The 16,017-nt window shown below is 72.7% G+C and carries 14 protein-coding genes; 7 read left to right on the top strand and 7 right to left on the bottom strand.

What is annotated here, in order from left to right:
- Positions 1-3: 3 nt before the first annotated feature.
- The 6 genes from M8H82_RS19070 to M8H82_RS19095 form a co-directional block, all read right to left on the bottom strand.
- Positions 4-1,020, bottom strand: coding sequence for an LLM class F420-dependent oxidoreductase (locus tag M8H82_RS19070; protein ID WP_250075638.1), 1,017 nt, complete (start codon positions 1,018-1,020; stop codon positions 4-6).
- Positions 1,017-2,666, bottom strand: a complete 1,650-nt coding sequence (locus M8H82_RS19075) for an ABC transporter substrate-binding protein (RefSeq protein ID WP_250075640.1) — start codon at positions 2,664-2,666, stop codon at positions 1,017-1,019. The genes M8H82_RS19070 and M8H82_RS19075 overlap by 4 nt, the downstream gene beginning before the upstream one ends.
- Complete coding sequence (locus tag M8H82_RS19080; RefSeq protein ID WP_250075642.1) at positions 2,663-3,505, bottom strand: ABC transporter ATP-binding protein; 843 nt, start codon at positions 3,503-3,505, stop codon at positions 2,663-2,665. The genes M8H82_RS19075 and M8H82_RS19080 overlap by 4 nt, the downstream gene beginning before the upstream one ends.
- A gap of 136 nt (positions 3,506-3,641) precedes the next feature.
- The gene (locus M8H82_RS19085) at positions 3,642-4,445 is read right to left on the bottom strand and encodes an ABC transporter ATP-binding protein (RefSeq protein WP_250075644.1); all 804 of its coding nucleotides are present in this window, start codon (positions 4,443-4,445) and stop codon (positions 3,642-3,644) included.
- Positions 4,442-5,290: an ABC transporter permease gene (locus M8H82_RS19090; protein WP_250075646.1), complete on the bottom strand. Its 849-nt coding sequence runs from the start codon at positions 5,288-5,290 to the stop codon at positions 4,442-4,444. The genes M8H82_RS19085 and M8H82_RS19090 overlap by 4 nt, the downstream gene beginning before the upstream one ends.
- Positions 5,287-6,237, bottom strand: a complete 951-nt coding sequence (locus M8H82_RS19095) for an ABC transporter permease (RefSeq protein WP_250075650.1) — start codon at positions 6,235-6,237, stop codon at positions 5,287-5,289. Before M8H82_RS19095 ends, M8H82_RS19090 begins: the two co-directional genes overlap by 4 nt.
- A 694-nt stretch (positions 6,238-6,931) precedes the next feature.
- Here M8H82_RS19095 and M8H82_RS19100 point away from each other — a divergent pair.
- The 7 genes from M8H82_RS19100 (at position 6,932) to M8H82_RS19130 (ending at position 14,643) form a co-directional block, all read left to right on the top strand.
- Positions 6,932-7,798, top strand: a complete 867-nt coding sequence (locus M8H82_RS19100; protein WP_250075651.1) for a response regulator transcription factor — start codon at positions 6,932-6,934, stop codon at positions 7,796-7,798.
- A gap of 232 nt (positions 7,799-8,030) precedes the next feature.
- A complete protein-coding gene (locus M8H82_RS19105; protein ID WP_250075653.1) occupies positions 8,031-8,864 on the top strand; it encodes a hypothetical protein in 834 nt (277 codons plus the stop codon).
- Positions 8,864-10,690, top strand: a complete 1,827-nt coding sequence (asnB, locus tag M8H82_RS19110; protein WP_250075655.1) for an asparagine synthase (glutamine-hydrolyzing) — start codon at positions 8,864-8,866, stop codon at positions 10,688-10,690. The genes M8H82_RS19105 and asnB overlap by 1 nt, the downstream gene beginning before the upstream one ends.
- Entirely contained in the window at positions 10,687-11,289 is a 603-nt protein-coding gene (locus M8H82_RS19115) for a flavin reductase family protein (RefSeq protein WP_250075657.1), read from the top strand. Before asnB ends, M8H82_RS19115 begins: the two co-directional genes overlap by 4 nt.
- Positions 11,286-12,806 carry a 4-hydroxyphenylacetate 3-hydroxylase family protein gene (locus M8H82_RS19120; RefSeq protein ID WP_250075658.1) on the top strand — a complete coding sequence of 507 codons (1,521 nt, stop codon included), beginning with the start codon at positions 11,286-11,288 and terminating at the stop codon, positions 12,804-12,806. The genes M8H82_RS19115 and M8H82_RS19120 overlap by 4 nt, the downstream gene beginning before the upstream one ends.
- On the top strand, positions 12,803-13,648 hold the full coding sequence (locus tag M8H82_RS19125) for a class I SAM-dependent methyltransferase (RefSeq protein ID WP_250075661.1): 846 nt from the start codon (positions 12,803-12,805) through the stop codon (positions 13,646-13,648). The genes M8H82_RS19120 and M8H82_RS19125 overlap by 4 nt, the downstream gene beginning before the upstream one ends.
- A gap of 119 nt (positions 13,649-13,767) precedes the next feature.
- Complete coding sequence (locus tag M8H82_RS19130; RefSeq protein WP_250075663.1) at positions 13,768-14,643, top strand: helix-turn-helix transcriptional regulator; 876 nt, start codon at positions 13,768-13,770, stop codon at positions 14,641-14,643.
- A gap of 61 nt (positions 14,644-14,704) precedes the next feature.
- On the opposite strand, the gene M8H82_RS19135 is transcribed toward M8H82_RS19130, so the two are convergent.
- Complete coding sequence (locus tag M8H82_RS19135; protein ID WP_250075665.1) at positions 14,705-16,000, bottom strand: MFS transporter; 1,296 nt, start codon at positions 15,998-16,000, stop codon at positions 14,705-14,707.
- Positions 16,001-16,017: the final 17 nt, after the last annotated feature.

The raw sequence follows: 16,017 nt of genomic DNA on the forward strand, positions 1-16,017 counted from the left end.
CGTTCAGCCCGCGGACGGACTCAGGCGGGCAAGGGTGTCCAGGACTTTGGCCCGGCTGACGAACGTCTCCGGCGGCAGCGACACGTACAGCTGGATCGTGGTCACTCCCGGGCGGTGGTAGCGCAGGATCTTCTCCCGGCACTCCTCCGGCGAGCCGCTGATGAACAGCCGGTCGACGACCTCGTCGGGGAGGGCCTTCTGGGCTGCGTCGGAGTCGCCGTCGGCCCACCGCTGATGGGACTCGCGCAGCAACTCGCCGTTGCCGAGCCACTCGTGGAACTTGCGGTAGGGCTCGCGGTTGAGGATCCAGGCGAGGAACGGGCGGGTGGCGCGGTGGGCGTAGTCGGTGTCCTCGGTGGGACAGACGAACACCTTGACCACGAGTTCCTTCCCGGGCGGCTGCGGGCCGACCGCGTCGAGGATCTTCGGCACGTCCTCGGGGAAGAGCAAATTGGTGATGGCTCCGTCGCCCTCCCGGAAACCCAGCCGCAGCATGCCGGGCCGCAGGGCCCCGAGGATCACCTTGACCGGGTCCTGCGGCGGGTGCGGCAGGCGGTAACCGGTGATGGAGAAGGTGTCGAAGTCACCCGCGATGTGTTCGCCGCGCAGCGCCCGGGTCACAAACCTGAGAACGTCGCGGGTCCGCTTGTACGGCTCGTCGAACGGAATGCCGTTGATGTCGGTGACGTGCGCCGGCACCGACGCGCCGAGTCCCAGCAGGAGCCGCCCGGGGGCCAGTTGGGCGAGCGTTGCGGCGGTCTGGGCGAGGACGGCGGGTCCGCGGGTCTGCACCGGCACGATGCCGGTGGCGATGCGCAGGGTCGGGGACCAGGCGGCGACGGTGGCGAGCGGGGTGAAGGCGTCGGTGCCGCCGCCCTCCGCGCTCCACACGTCCGTGTAGCCGAGGTCGGCGAGCCGCTCCACCAGGAAGCGGTGCCGGTCGATGGTCAGGCCGGCCAGGGGCAGGGTGACGCCCCACTTGGGCGGCAGGCCGGGCGCGGGCGTGTGGGAGAGGGTCATCGGTCCACCCGTACGGTCGTGAGGTCGAGGAACCAGGACTGCGGCTGGACGAAGCCGCGGACTGCCGGGGAGATCGCCCTGGGGTTGCGGTCATTGACGACGAACAGCCAGGGGGCGTCCTCGGTGACGAGCTTGAGCGCCTCGGTGTAGTCGGCCTCACGGGCGGCCCGGTCGGTGGCCGTGCCGGCGGAGGCGAGGAGCTTGTCGACCTTCGGATTGCTGTAGTGGCCTGTCCAGAAGGGGCTGTCGGTGCCGATGAACAGGGGCAGCAGGGCTTCGGACTGGAAGAGCGTGGTCGACTGGGCGATGGCCTGCGAGTCGCGGGCCACCTTCCCCTTGGCCTCGGCGGCGATCAGCGTCGACCAGTCGGTGGTGCGGATCTCGACGTCGATGCCGACAGCGGCGAGGTCGCGCTGGACGGCCTCGGCGATGGGCACGGGGATGAGGTTGCCGGAACCGCCGGTCGGGACGGTCACGGAGGTGGAGAAACCCTCGGCGTAGCCGGCCTCGGCGAGCAGCTTGCGGGCCTTGGCGGGGTCGTGGCCGTAGGTGTCGTTGGCCGGGTCGTAGGCGAAGGTGCCGCGGGGGGCGGCCTGTTCGGCAGGGGCGGCGGTGCCGTGAAGGAGATTCTCGGCGATGGCCTCGCGGTCGATGGCGTAGTTGGCGGCCCTGCGAACCCGGGGGTCCTTGAAGGGCCCGGCGGTGGTGTCGAGGATCCAGTACCAGAGGTGGTCGTAGTGGTTGGTGACCACTTGGACGCCGTCGGACTTCAGGCTCGGGATGTCGTCGGGGTTGGGGTACTCGATCCAGTTGACCGCGCCCGAGCGCAGGGCCGCCGTGCGGGCGGCGGGGTCGGGCAGCGCCTTCACGACGAGCTTGTCGAGCCTGGGCGCGCCGCGCCAGTAGTCCTCGAAGCGGGCGAGTTCGATCTGGTCTGCGCTCTGCTGCCGGACGAAGCGGAACGGGCCGGTGCCCACCGGGTGGTCGGAGAACTTCGCGGATCCGGTCTTCTTCACGGCGGTGGGGCTGGCGATGAGGACGTGGGCGAGGTCCTGCGGGAAGTGCCCGTTGGGCTCCTTGGTGACCAGCCGGACGCGGTCGTCGGAGAGTTTGGTGTATTGGGTGATGCCGCCGGCGTACTCGCCGGCCGCCGCGCCGAGCGTGTCGGTGTAGTGGGGGCTCTTCTTGTTCAGGTAGCGGTCGAGATTGAACAGGACGGCGTCGGCGTCGAAGGCGGTGCCGTCGTGGAACTTCACGCCCTTGCGAAGGGTGAAGGTCCAACTCCGTTCGTCGTCGGCGACTTTCCAGGACGTGGCCAGCGCGCCGGTGATGGGAGCAGGGCCGTCGGCCTTGGACAGGTCGTAGCGGGTGAGGCCCTCGTACAGCTGGAAGCTGACGAGTCGTTTGCCCTCGAAGCCGGCGCCACCGATGACGGTGTCGGGGTTGGGCAGTTTGCCGGTCGCGCCGATGACGAGGGTGCCGCCGGACTTCGCGCCGCCGGCGTTGTCGTCGGCGGCGGAGCCGGTGCCACAGCCCGCGGCGGCGAACGGCAGCAGCAGGGCGGCGGCCAGGCCGAGGGTGCGCAGCGGGGCACGCCTTCGGCGGCGGGCCGTGGGATGGGCGGACGGTTGCTGGTGGTGCGTCATGGGTTCCTCGTCGTCACTGAAGGGGCGGTCGGCTCACCGACGTGTGCCGGATGTTCGGCATCGGCCGGTGTGGAGGGCTCGGGGATGTGGCCGCTGTCGGCGGCGAGCAGGGCGCGGGTGTAGGGATGGCGGGGTGCGTTCCACAGATCGGCCGTGGAGTTCTCCTCCACGACTCGGCCTTGGCGCAGGACCACGACCCGGTGGGCGAGCTGCCGTACGACGGCCAGGTCGTGGGAGATGAAGAGGTAGGCCAGGCCCAGTCGTTCCTGGAGTTCGCCGAGCAGGTCCAGGACCTGGGCCTGGACGGTGGTGTCGAGGGCGGAGGTCGGCTCGTCGCACACGATGAGCTCGGGCCCGGTGGCCAGGGCGCGGGCGATGGCGATCCGCTGGACCTGTCCACCGGAGAGCTGGTGCGGATGGCGGCGAGCCAGGGCGGGGTCCAGACCGACCTGGCGGAAGAGTTCGGCCACGCGCTCGGGACGTTCGGTGCGCGGGATGCCGTGCACGCGCAGCGCGAAGCCGACCGCTTCCCCTGCCCGCAGTGCGGGGTTGAGGGAGCCGCGCGGCTGCTGCGGCACGAATTGCAGTCGGGCGCGAAGGTGCCGCCCGGCCCGGCCGCGCAAGGCGTGGGGGTCGTGGCCGTCGAAGCGCACGGTGCCGGCATCCGGGGCGATCAGGCCGAGGGCGAGCCGGGCCAGGGTGGACTTCCCGGACCCCGACTCACCCACCAGGCCGATGGTTTTCCCGGCCGGCACCCGCAGGGTCACGGCGTCCAGGGCGAGAGGCCCGTGGCGGTAGCGCTTGGACACCTCGTTCACGACGAGCAGGTCACCGGTCACCGCACACCTCCCGCCAATACGGCGACGAGGGCGCGCCACGATACGGCCGGCTCCCGCCGAGCCCGCGCGGCGACACCGACGAGGACGGAGGACCGGGCACCTGCGCGTGCCGCTTCCGCCTCGAACCGACCACCGGTCATCGCGGGCCTCCTGGCTGCGCGGCCACCAGTGCGGCGGCGTAGGGATGGTGCGGGCTGCTCAGCAGCTTCTCGACCGGGCCGGTCTCGATGATCCGTCCGGCGTGCATCACCGCCACACGGTCCCCCAGCCGCCGGGCGACGCCGATGTCGTGCGTCACCAGCAGCAGGGTGATCCCCCGCTCGGTGAGCAGGCCGGCGAACAGGTCGAGCACGTGGGCGCGGACCAGGGCGTCCAGCGCGGTGGTGGGTTCGTCGGCGATCAGCAGTCCCGGCGCACAGGCGAGGGCGAGGGCGATGACGGCGCGCTGGCGCTGGCCGCCGGACAGCTGATGCGGGTAACTGGCGGCGACGCGGGCGGCTTCGGTGATGCCCGCCTCCTCCAGCAGCGCGGGCACGATCCGCCGGGCCGCACGGCGGCTCTCGCTCACGCGGTGGCGCAGGAGCACCTCGGTGAGCTGGGCGCCCACCTTCCGCAAGGGATCCAGTCCGGCGTCGGGGTCCTGCGGGACGTAGCCGATGCGCCGGCCGCGTACGTCGGACAGGTCCCGCTCGCCGAGGGCGAGCAGGTCGGTGCCGGACAGGCGGACGCTGCCGCGGACCTGGGCGCCGCGTCCGGGCAGCCCCAGGACGGTGCGGGCCAGGGTCGACTTGCCGCTGCCCGACTCGCCGAGCAGCACCAGTGCCTCGCCGGGCGCCACCGTCAGCGACACACCGTCCACGGCTCGCACGTCGCCACCGCCCGTGGCGTGGGTGACGCTCAAGTCCGTGATGTCGAGGTGTTCTCGGGCGCGGGCGGTCATCGTCCGGCTCCGGTGAGCAGACTGTGGCCGGCGCCGGTGCCGCGGCGCAGGGCCTCGCCGAGGGTGTTGAAGACCACGGAGACGACCAGGATGGTGACCGCGGGCAGGACCGCCACGGCGGGGTGGGTCAGCAGGGCGGGGCGCAGTTCGTCGAGCATGGCGCCCCATTCGGCGGCGGGCGGGGCCACACCCAGGCCGAGGAAGGACAGTCCGGCCGCGTAGACGATGGCGAGGCCGACCAGCGAGGAGGAGTAGACGAGCAGGACGGGCGCGAGGACGGGGACGACCTGGCGCAGGGCGACGGTCGTCGCGCCGGCTCCGCAGACCCGGGCCGCCTCCAGGTACTCGGCGGTGCGGATACGGCGTACCTCGGTGAAGGCGACGCGGGTGACCGCCGGGGTGAGCACGACCGACAACGAGACGACAGTGGCGTACAGGCCTGGCTCCATCACCGTGGCGACGGTGATGGCCAGCAGCACGCCGGGGAAGGCGTAGAGGACGTCGAGGGTGCGCAGCAGGGCGTGCTCGGTGAAGCGTCCGCCCAGTCCTGCGGCGATGCCGAGTACCGCTCCGGCAGCGGTGGCGACGGCGACGGGCAGGAAGCCGCCCAGGAGCGAGGGCCCGGCGGCGACGAGCAGCCGACTGAGCACGTCACGGCCCTGCGAGTCGGTGCCCAGCAGGTGGCCGGGGCTGCCCGGTGGCAGCAGCCGCTCGCGCAGGCTTCCGGCGTCGGGGTCGTCCGGCGCGAGCAGCGGGCCTGCGACGGCCAGCGTCAGCAGGGCGGCCGCAAGCAATGCGGGGATGAACAGCCCAGGACGCCGCCAGTGCTTGGGCAAGCGGTTCACAGCGCACCCCGCAGCCGGGGGTCGATGAGGGCGTGAGCGGTGTCGACGAGGATGTTGACGCCGACGAAGGCGACGGCGACCAGGAGCACCCCGGCCTGGATCAGCGGCAGGTCCCGGGCGCTGAGCGCGTCGTACAGCAGTCGGCCGACGCCGGGCCAGGCGAACAGGGTCTCCACGAAGACCACGCCCTCCAGCAGATAGGCCAGTTGGAGCCCGCCGATGGTGAGCAGGGCGGGTGAGGCGTTGTGGACGCAGTGCCGCAGGACGGCCGCGCGGCGCAGCCCTCGGGCGCGCAGTCCGTCGGCGAGGTCGGAGCGCACAACGTCCTCCAGGGCAGCGCCGAAGACGCGGGCGGTCAGGCCGAGCGGGACGAGCGCGGCCGCGACCGCGGGCAGCACGAGGTGGTGCAGCCGGTCGGCCGTGCCGCCCTGGGTGAACAGGTCCTGGGTGCCGCCCGCGGGAAACCAGCGCAGTCCGACGGCGAAGACGGCGATGAACAGCAGCGCCACCGAGTACTGCGGTGCGGAGACCGCGAGCGTGCTCAGCGCGCGGGACACGCGTCCCGCGCTGCCGTCGGGGCGCGTGGCCCCCAGCGCTCCCAGGAGGGTGCCGCCGGTCAGGACGAGCAGGAAGGCGGCGCCGGCGAGGACGAGTGTCTGCCCAAGAGCGGGCAGCAGCAGGTCGCCGACCGGCCGCTGCGCGGAGACGGAGACTCCCAGGTCGCCCTGGAGGGCATGCCCGAGCCAGTGCGCGTACTGCACGGGCAGTGGCTCGCCCAGTCCGAGCCGTTCGGTGAGCTGCTGCCGCGCTTCGGCGGGCGCGCCGGGGCCGAGCAGCGCGGTCACCGGGTCGCCCGGGACCAGGGCGACGGCGGCGAAGACGACGACGGTGACGCCCAGGAGGGTGGGCACGACGAGCAGCAGCCGTCGCAGGAGGTACCGCCTCATCCGTCGGTCTCCCGGTGCGCGGCGCCGGAGGGTCCGGCGGGCGGGCGTGGGTGGGCGGTCATACGGTCTTCCTTCCTGGCGCCGTGCACGGTACGGGGCCGCACGGCGGTGGTCCGGGCGCGCAGCGACAGGAACCGGACGTGAGCGCGGCACGTCACCGTGGCCGGGGTGGTGAACCGACAGGCTCCTCGGTGGGCCCGCGGTCGCTGTGACGGAAGCGTGCGGGAACGCAACGGGCCGCAACCAGCCAGGCGTTGATGCTGATACTCGCGGTCACAGGATCCGCAGTACGGAATACATGCTTCCCTCATACACGTGTGATCCGGCCATTGTTGACCCCCGCTGAAGGGCCGAATTAGGCTTCAGCCATGGTCAAACGGCGAACCGACTTCACCCTGGTCGGTATCGGCGGCTCGTGGCACCGCAGGTGCTTCGACGAGTCCTGTCGACCGTGTGCCGGGCGCTGAGCGGACGGATCATCCGTCCCAGGCGCCTCCCTTCCGATCCGGCCCGGCTGTGCCGTTCGCCTCTGCTCCGTCCCTCCGGCCCCCGCGCCGGGCGCTGAGCCGGCGGTCCTGCCGGGTACGCGCTCGCCGCCGGGCACGGCCCGGCACCGCCACCGCCGAGGGGGAGCACACGTGAGAACCGACCGCCGCACCCGTAGGAACTCCGCTGAGCAGCAAAGGAGTTCACGGTGACGACTCTGACCACCGAGACCGGACTCGGTCACCCGCGCGCCCTGCACGCGGAGATCGACAATCCGCTCGACATGATCGCCGGGCATCAGCTGCTGAGCGAGCCGGAGGACCGGCCGCCGGGGCATGCTCCGGCCCGGCGCCCGTGGGCGTCGGCCGGCTGCGGCTGCGGGCACCCGACCTGCGCCGGGCCGGGCACCCACCGGCCCGCACCCGTCGTCCGTGTCTTCCTCGCCGAGCGCCACCCGGTGGCGAGCGCGGGGCTGCGCAGCGTGCTCAACGCGGACCCGGACACCGCGGTCGTCGGCAGCTCCGGGGACATGCTCCGGCTGCCGGACACGCTGCGCCGGGTCCGGCCCGACGTGGTCCTGCTGGGCCGTGGCGGCACACTGGCGGAGGACCTGGCGCTGGTGTCCCGGCTGCGTACGCCGGATGTGGTGCCCGAAGCCCGTTTCCTGCTGCTCCGCCGAGCCGAGAGCACCGCGGAGGCGAGCCGCATCCTGCTCGCGGGCGCCAGCGGGTGCTTTCCGCTGGACCTGCCCGAGGACCGCATCATCAAGGCGGTCGCCATCGCCGGCGCCGGGGGCTCGGTGATCCTGCCGGCTCCGCCGCCGGCCCGGGTGGCGGGAGCGGGGCCGGCCATGGACGCCGCCGAGCCGCTGCCGCAGCACTGTAATTTGACGCACCGCGAGAGCGAGGTCCTCGCACAGCTCGCCGCCGGGCTCAGCAATGCCGAGATAGGGCGCGAACTGGCCCTGGCCGAGGCAACGGTGAAGAAGCATCTGACCAGCGCCATGCGCAAGATCGGGCAGTCCGACCGGCTGCGGGCGGCCCTGTACGCCCACCGCCACGGACTGGCCGGCTGACCCCGCCGCACACCTCCCCCTCGGTGGCCGGGCCCGCAAAGGGCCACCCTCGGCATCCCCCTATGCGCCCAGTGCTCCGGAGCGCTCCGGCCAAGGGGCGACCTTCGGAGCAGTTGCCCTGCTCCAAAGGTCGCCACCGGTGCCGCCCTTCGGGGCTACTGGCGTGGTCAGCCGCTTCATAGCGTTGCCGGACAACAGGCCCCCTCCGCTCCCATCACGAAGGAGACCCGAGATGAGCGATGCGCCCGCAGGAGGCATCGCGCAAGGCGGCTCCCCGAGGGTTCCGGCGTCCCCCACCGACTCCGCCGACGCCCCGGAGACCGGACGCCCCGTCACCGCCGTACTGGGTGCCCCCCACACGGCCGGGCCGCACCCGGAACCGGCCGACCGCCTGCGCAACACCTATCGCAGCATGCCCGAGGCCGAGCGGTCGTCCCTGTGGCGCCAGCGCCTGCACGAGGCGGAGTCGGGGCTGACCCGGCTGCTGGCCGCTCGGCACAACCCCACCCACCTGTCGGACTGGTTCGCCCTCCAGTCGGAGATCTTCGCCGACCTGCCCGCCCCGGCCACCGCCACCTCCCTGGACTGGCAACGCGTCTTCTTCCGCGGCCAGGCCCTGATGGAACGATTCCTCGTCGCCCGCTTCGGAGAACACGCCCTCACCCGATGGGCCCGCGCCATCGCCGAGGTCCACCGGGACGTCGAACCCGACCACGGCAGGGGCGCCGCCGACCCCGTCCACCGCATCGCACGCCAGGCCGAACTGTACGGATCGGACTACGAGTTCGACGAGAGCGTCGAGACCGACGGCACCAGCCGTGCCGCCCTCACCATCACCCACTGCGCGATCTGGGACTACCGCGAGCAGGCCCGCCGCTCCGGCGTCCGCCTCACCCTCGCCTCACCGTGCACCTACTGCACCAAGGCCCTCTCGGAGAACATCCGCGCCAAAGGATTCGAGCCCTCGCACAGCCTGCGCACCGGGCCCACCGGCCACGGCTGCCGCTGGGAAGCAACCGCCCCCGCGTCCCAGGACGCCACGCCCGACCCCTCACAGGAGCAGTGATGTGCGGCGTCACCGGATGGATCGACTGGGAGACCGACCTGCGCACCCGCGGCGCCACCGTCGCGGCCATGGCCGAGACCCTGGCCTGCCGCGGCCCGGACGCCTCCGGCGTCTGGCTCTCCCGCCACGCCGGGCTCGGCCATCGCCGCCTCTCCGTCATCGACCTCGAAGGCGGCGCCCAGCCCCTGGGCACCGGACAGCCGCAGACCGTGCTCACCTACAACGGCGAGCTCTACAACCACCAGGAACTGCGCCGCGAACTGCAGGCCCTCGGCCACACCTTCCGCACCCGCTCCGACACCGAGGTGGTGCTCAGAGCGCACATCGAGTGGGGCACTGACGCCCCCCGCCGCTTCAACGGCATCTTCGCCTACGCGCTGTGGGACGAGCGCACCGAGGAACTTCTCCTGGTCCGCGACCACTTGGGCATCAAACCCCTGTACTGGCACAGCCACGCCACCGGTGTCCTGTTCGGATCCGAACCCAAGGCCGTGCTGGCGAACCCGCTGTTCCGCGCCGAACTCGACGCCGAGGGCATCGCCGAACTGTTCGCCCTGCCCGCCGCGCCCACCGCAGGCCACGGCCTCTTCCGCGGCCTGCACGAGGTGCGCCCCGGCCATCTCGTCTCCGTACGGCGCTCCGCCGTCCGCGAGTCGCGGTACTGGCAGCTCGTCTCCCAGCCGCACACCGACGACGCGGCGACGACGCGCCGCACCGTCCGCGACCTGCTCGCCGATGCCGTGCAACGCCAGCTCATGAGCGACGTCTCGCTGTGCACCCTGCTCTCCGGGGGCGTCGACTCCAGCGCCATCACCGCCCTCGCCGCACAGGCCCACGAACAATCCGGCCAGGGCAAGGTCAGCAGCTTCTCGGTGGACTTCCCCGGCAGCACCGACAAGGCACCCGACGACTGGCGCACCGGCGCCGACGCCCCCTTCGTCCAGGCCGCCGCGGAGCACATCGGCACCCTGCACACCTCCGTCGTCATCCCCGACGACGACCTCCTCGACGCCCGGCAGGCCGTGCTGCGGGCCCGGGACCGGCCCGGCTGGGGCGAGATGGACGCCTCCTTGCACCTGCTCTTCCGCGAGGTGCGGCGACGCTCCACGGTCGCCCTGTCCGGAGAGGCAGCCGACGAGATCTTCGGCGGCTACCCCTACTTCCACTCCCCCGACGCCCTGGCCGCCCCCACCTTCCCCTGGCTGCACGGCCGCCCCACCCCGGCCGCGCTGCTGCGCCCGGAGGTGCGGGCCGAGGTCCGCCCCGAGGAGTACACCGCCGAGCAGTACCGCGACTCCCTGGCCCGCACCCCCGCCCTGCCCGGCGAGCCGGACGCGGAGCGCCGGGTCCGGGAGGTGTTCCATCTGGCGCTGACCCGGTGGCTGCCGCCGCTGCTGGAGCGCGTCGACCGCGTCAGCATGTCCGTCGGACTGGAGGTACGCGTGCCGTTCTGCGACCACCGGCTCGTGGAGTACGCCTGGAACGTGCCCTGGTCCCTCAAGGCACCCGAGGGCCGGCCCAAGGGACTGCTGCGCGACGCCGTACGCGACCTGCTGCCGCCCCAGGTCGCCGACCGCCCCAAGAGCGGCTATCCCTCGACGCCCGCCGTGCGCTACACCCAGGTGCTCACCGACCGCGCGCACGAACTGCTCGCCGACCCCGCCGCCCCGGTGTTCGACCTGGTCGACCGCGAGACCGTACGCAGGGCCCTGGCCGAGGGCCGGACCCTGCCCAGCCCGCGCACCGCGCCCAACCCGGTCGGCGGCCTCGACCACCTGGTCCAGGTCGACGAGTGGCTGCGCGCCTACCGCGTGGGCCTGCGATGAGCACCGGCCGGGGCATCGACACCCCCACACCGACGGACAGTGCCGACTCCCGCAACGGCGACCCGGGCAGCACCCAGGCGAACACCACCTTCGCCGACGTCTTCCGCAAGGCCTCCCGCCGCTGGACCACCGGCGTCGCCGTACTGACGGCACGGCACGGCGAGGAGGTCTTCGCCAAGACCGTCTCCTCCCTGTGCACCCTCTCCCTCGACCCCCTCCTGATCAGCGTCGCCGTGGCCGCCCGCAGCCCACTCGCGGCCGCCGTGCGCAACAGCCGCCGCTACGCCGTGTCCGTACTGGCCGGCCATCAGGAGCCGCTCGCCCGGCACTTCGCCACACCGGGCGCAGGCCAGGCCCTGAGCCTGTTCACCGTCGCACCCATGCGCCCCGAGGCCACCGGAGTCCCCGTGCTGGAGAACTGCCTGGCCTTCTTCGACTGCCGGCTGCACGCCGTGCTACCCGGCGGAGACCACGTCATCCTCGTCGGCCGGGTCGTCGCCGCCGACGCAGGCCCCGGGGAGCCGCTCCTCTACCACCACGGCGAATACCGCTCGCTCGCCCGCCGCCCCCACCTACCCACCACGGGAGCCCGTACATGACCCTCCTGGACACCTCCGCCCGCACCGGCCGGGGGCTGCTCACCGGCGACCGGTACCGCGAGGAACTCGCCGACGGCCGCGAGCTGTACCTCGACGGCCGACGCATCAGCGACCCCGCCGGGCACCCCGCCTTCCGCCCGGCCGTCGACACCCTCGCCGACCTGCTGGACCTCCAGCACGACCCGGAACACCAGGACCTGCTCACCTACAAAGACCCCGAGAGCGGGCTGCGTCTGGCCCGCGCCTACCAACCGCCGCGCACCCTGGAGGAGCTCAAACTCCAGCGTCGCAGCGCCGAGTTCTGGCACGCCGCCGCCTTCGGCCAGCACGGGCGCTCCCCCGCCTTCATGGCCTCGATCGCCGTCGGCGTCCACGACTTCCGCAACCAGCTCGACCGCGCCCGGCCAGGGTTCGGCGCACACGCGGACGCCTGGTACCGGCACTGCGCCACCAACGACCTCGTCCTCTCCCACGCGCTGGGCGACCCGCAGATCGACCGCTCCGCCGACCCGCTGGACGACCCCGACCTCGCACTGCGTGTCCTCGAGGAGAACGACGACGGCATCGTCGTACGCGGCGCCAAACAGCTCACCACCCTGGCCCCCCTCGCCCACGAGGTACTGGTCTACCTCTCGGCGTCCTTCACCCAGCGGCGCGGCGAGCAGTTCGTCGTCTGGTTCGCGCTGCCGCTGAACACACCGGGCCTGGTCACCCTGTGCCGGGAGCCCCTGGGCGCCGAGCCGTTCGGCCACGCCCACCCGCTGGGCGCACGCTACGACGAGCAGGACGCGATGCTCTTCTTCGACGACGTCCTCGTCCCCTGGGACCGCGTCTTCCTGCTGCGCGACGGCGCCCTCGCCCGCACCGGCCTCGCCCGCATCAACGCCTGGTCCGCCTACATCGGCCACGTCCGCTACCGGGAACGGCTGCGAACCCTGCTGGCCACGGCGACCCTCGTTGCCGAGAGTATCGGCGTGGACGGCTTCCGCAACATCCAGGAGGACCTGGGCCGCCTGGCCTCGTACACCGAACTGACAGAGATCTTCCTCGACGCCGCCGAGGCCCGCGCGACCCTCACCGACGGCGGACTGCTGGCCCCCGGCGACACCGCCGCAAGCCGCGTCTGGTCCGCTGAAGTGGCCGACAGCGCGGTCGACGTCCTGCGCCGCATCGGCGCCTCCGGCCTGCTCATGCAACCCACCGAGAACGACCTCGCTCACCCCCGGTTGCGGCCCTTCCTCGACCGGTACATGCGCGGCAAGGACATCGACGCCGAACGCAAGTCCCGGCTGCTGCGCCTGGCCTGGGAACTGACCGGCGACGGCTTCGGCCAGCGCCAGCACCTCTACGAACTCGTCCACCGTGGCGATCTCGCCCGCAACCGGATCAACCTGTTCAAGCGGTACGACCAGAGCGAGGTGCGCAGCCGCCTGGAGCGCCTCATCTCAGGCCCCGCCGACGCTCCGGCCGCCTCCGCCCCTTCCCCCGCAGCCCACCCGACCGAGGAGCGCCCGTGACCCTGTCCGACACCGAGGCCCAGGCCCGTACCCTGAGCGGGTACGACGATGCCAGCCGACTGCGTCAGGTCCACGACCGCGACTGGGTCCTGGACCAGGTGACCGGAGAACCCGGCGTCCTCGTCGATCTCGGCAGTGGCATCGGGCAGTTGCTCGAAGCCGCCCTGCGACGCCACCCCTCCCTGCGGCTGGCCGTCGGGCTGGAGCGCTCCGAGCACCGCCTCGCCGAAGCCGGCGAACGGCTCCGGCCCCACGGCGGGCGGGTCGTCCTGCACCAGGCGGACCTGACCGCGCCCGCCCCACTGCCGTACCGCGCGGACGTGATCACCATGACCTCCGTGCTGCACTGGCTGTACCCGGTGGAGCACCGGGTCCTGGCCTGGGCCCGGGAGCACCTGGCGCCCGGCGGGACCTTCCTGCTGACGACGTATCACCCCGCGCGCGACCGCCACGGATTCGGCGGCGAGGACGACATCGTGCGCGACGCACTCGACGCGCTCGGCATCCCGTCCGAGTCGGTGCCGGGCCTGTTCGAGGACCGCGATGTGCTGCCCATAGCCACGCGCACCCGCGCCGCGGACGAACTCGGCACGCTGCTGGGCGAGTTCTTCACCGTCGAGGCGACATTCGAGCGTGAGGCGGTGGTCACCGTAGAGGGCGCCGCGCAGTACGAGCACTTCCACGCGGCGACGTTCGGCGACTACTACGCGTCGGTGCTGGAGCCCGCGGTGCGGGCCGAGTTCTTCCGGACGGTGGGCCGCGTGGCCTTCGAACGCCAGGAGCGCAGCGGCCGGGTCAGCTCGATGCCGGTACGGCTGTGGAAGCTCACCGCACGTACCTGAACCACCGCCTAGGGTGAGAGACCGGCGGGTCCGTACGGCTGCGGTACGGACCCGCCCCACCCGGGCAACGTCGCGATACAGCCCCGACCACCGACCGAGCAGTCCGAGGAGCCGTCACCATGTCCACGCCCGTCCCGGGCCCCAGTCAGGAACTGGGCGCCTTTCTGCGAGCTCACCGCGAACTGCTCAAGCCGGCCGATGTGGGCCTGACGGCCACGGTGCGGCGACGCACGCCCGGCCTGCGCCGCGAGGAGGTCGCCTCGCTCTCCGGCGTCGGACTGGCCTGGTACACCTGGCTGGAACAGGGCCGGGTCACCGCCTCCCGACAGGTGCTGACCTCCGTCGCCCGGGCGCTGCGGCTGGACGCGGCGGGCCTGCGGCACGCGATGCGCCTGGCCGGGTATCACGAGCCGGTGGCCGACGGACCCGAGCCGGACGGTCTGGCCGCCACCGTCCGCCCCGTCCTGGACTCCTGGCCCACCAGCCCCGCGGTGCTGCTGGACCGTCACTTCGACCTGCTCGCCTGGAACCCCGCGTGGAGCGCCCTGTGGGGCACCCCCGAATCCGTTCCCGCCGACCGGCGCAACCTCATGTGGCTCATGGTGGCCGACCCACGGCTGAGGACGGTGTTGCACGACTGGGAGCCCCTGGCGATGAACATCTTCCAGCACTTCCGCGCCCAGGCGGGCCCCGCGCTCGCCGACCCCCGCACCGGCGAGCTCTACGACCGGCTCGAGGAGGACGCGCCCGAGCTGCGCCACTGGTGGAGCTGCCATTCCGTGGCAGAGCTGACGGCCCGATCGGTGACGGTGCAGCCGCCGGGATCCGCACCCCTGACCCTGTCCCTGTCGTCCTTCCACCCGGTGGACGACCCTTCGGCGCTCGTCCTGCTGTTCACCCCGCTGACCGAAGGGGACCGGGCGCACATGGCGGCGCTCTGCGACAGGCCCCTGCGGGCAGTGGACCCGGACGCGGGAGAGCGACAGGCGGGCTGATCTCCGCCTGCCGCTCTCCTCGGCAGCTCCCTCTCCGTCCCGTGCAGGAGCGGATTCCCGTTCAGGAGCGGATCGGCTCTCCCTTCGCCGGACCGTCGGCGGGCGCCTCGTCCGCCCGCCCGGTCCCCGAACTCCGCAGTCCGGCGTTGACGGCGAACGCCGCCAGTGCCGCGACCGCCGCCAGACCCGCGCCGACGACCAGGATCCCCGTGCCGGCGTCGTCGAAGACGCCCACGGCCCAGGCGCCAAGTCCCGTGCCGGCGTACATCGTCGAGGTGAGCCAGGCACTGGAGGTGGCCCGCAGATCGGGCGCGGCCGTGGCCGCCAGCGTCTGCTGGTCGATGACGAACCCTCCGCTCGCCACGAACCACACAGCCACGCCCAGCAGCGCGAGCACGATTCCGGGCCCCTTGGCCGAGAGCGCGATGCCGAACGCCAGCAGGGCGCCCCAGACAGGCAGGAGCGGGAAGTGGTGGCGTCCCGCCGCCCTGGCCCGGTCGCCCAGCCTGCCGCCGAGCAGCGAGCCGACGACACCACCGGCCCCGACGAGAATCCCGACCAGCCCCACTGCCGACACCGACAGGTCGAACCGGTCGACCAGAACGACGCCCAGGAACGTATAGGCGCCGAGGTTGGCTGCGTGGAAAGCGGTGTTGACGGTGAGGGACCTGCGCAGCGCGGGATGGGCCCAGGCGGCGAACACCGCGCCGAACGCCCCGCTGCCGGTACTCGATGTGCCGGGCGCGACGCCTCCGGCGACCTGGCGCAGCAGCAGGGGCACCGCGAGGGCGGTGCCGGCCGCGAGCGCGAGGAAAGCCGAGCGCCAGCCCGCAGCGCCCGCCAGCAGTCCCCCCAGCGGCACACCGATGACCTGGCCGCAGGAGAACAGGGCCATGCCGAGCCCGAGGGCGCGCCCGCGCACCCGCTCGGAGGCGGTCTCGGCGATGTGCGCCCAGATCGCGGGCCCCGCCGCGGCCGCGGCAAGCCCGGCAAGGGCCCGCGACACGATGAGCAGAGCCAGTCCCGTCGACAGCGCGGCGGCGGCGTTGGACAGCAGGAAGAGCCCCGCACCGGCGAGCAGGGTCCGCCTGCGCCCGAAGCGGTCGCTGAGCAGCCCGAGGAAGGGCGCGGTGACGGCGTAGACCAGGACGTACGCGGTGACGCTGTGGGCGGCGGCTGTCTCGGAGACGTCGATGTCGTCCGCGATGGTCGGCAGCAACGGGGAGACGATGAACGTCTCCGTTCCGAACAGGAACAGCAGCAGGAAGACTCCCGTGTACCGCCAGCGGTTGAACGACTCCGGCCCGGGCTCGGCCCCGGCCTCGGCGGATGCATCCGGACGTCCGCTCGAACTCACAAGGGATCACTGCCTCT

Source organism: Streptomyces sp. YS415, assembly GCF_023544665.1.
Taxonomy (GTDB): Bacteria; Actinomycetota; Actinomycetes; order Streptomycetales; family Streptomycetaceae; genus Streptomyces.

What these genes read in the sequence shown, in the direction of transcription:
- M8H82_RS19115 (WP_250075657.1), top strand. Translation starts at nt 10,687, where the DNA reads ATGAGCACCGGCCGGGGCATCGACACCCCCACACCGACGGACAGTGCC.
- M8H82_RS19085 (WP_250075644.1), bottom strand. Translation starts at nt 4,445, where the DNA reads ATGACCGCCCGCGCCCGAGAACACCTCGACATCACGGACTTGAGCGTC.
- asnB (WP_250075655.1), top strand. Translation starts at nt 8,864, where the DNA reads ATGTGCGGCGTCACCGGATGGATCGACTGGGAGACCGACCTGCGCACC.
- M8H82_RS19070 (WP_250075638.1), bottom strand. Translation starts at nt 1,020, where the DNA reads ATGACCCTCTCCCACACGCCCGCGCCCGGCCTGCCGCCCAAGTGGGGC.
- M8H82_RS19075 (WP_250075640.1), bottom strand. Translation starts at nt 2,666, where the DNA reads ATGACGCACCACCAGCAACCGTCCGCCCATCCCACGGCCCGCCGCCGA.
- M8H82_RS19130 (WP_250075663.1), top strand. Translation starts at nt 13,768, where the DNA reads ATGTCCACGCCCGTCCCGGGCCCCAGTCAGGAACTGGGCGCCTTTCTG.
- M8H82_RS19120 (WP_250075658.1), top strand. Translation starts at nt 11,286, where the DNA reads ATGACCCTCCTGGACACCTCCGCCCGCACCGGCCGGGGGCTGCTCACC.
- M8H82_RS19105 (WP_250075653.1), top strand. Translation starts at nt 8,031, where the DNA reads ATGAGCGATGCGCCCGCAGGAGGCATCGCGCAAGGCGGCTCCCCGAGG.
- M8H82_RS19095 (WP_250075650.1), bottom strand. Translation starts at nt 6,237, where the DNA reads ATGAGGCGGTACCTCCTGCGACGGCTGCTGCTCGTCGTGCCCACCCTC.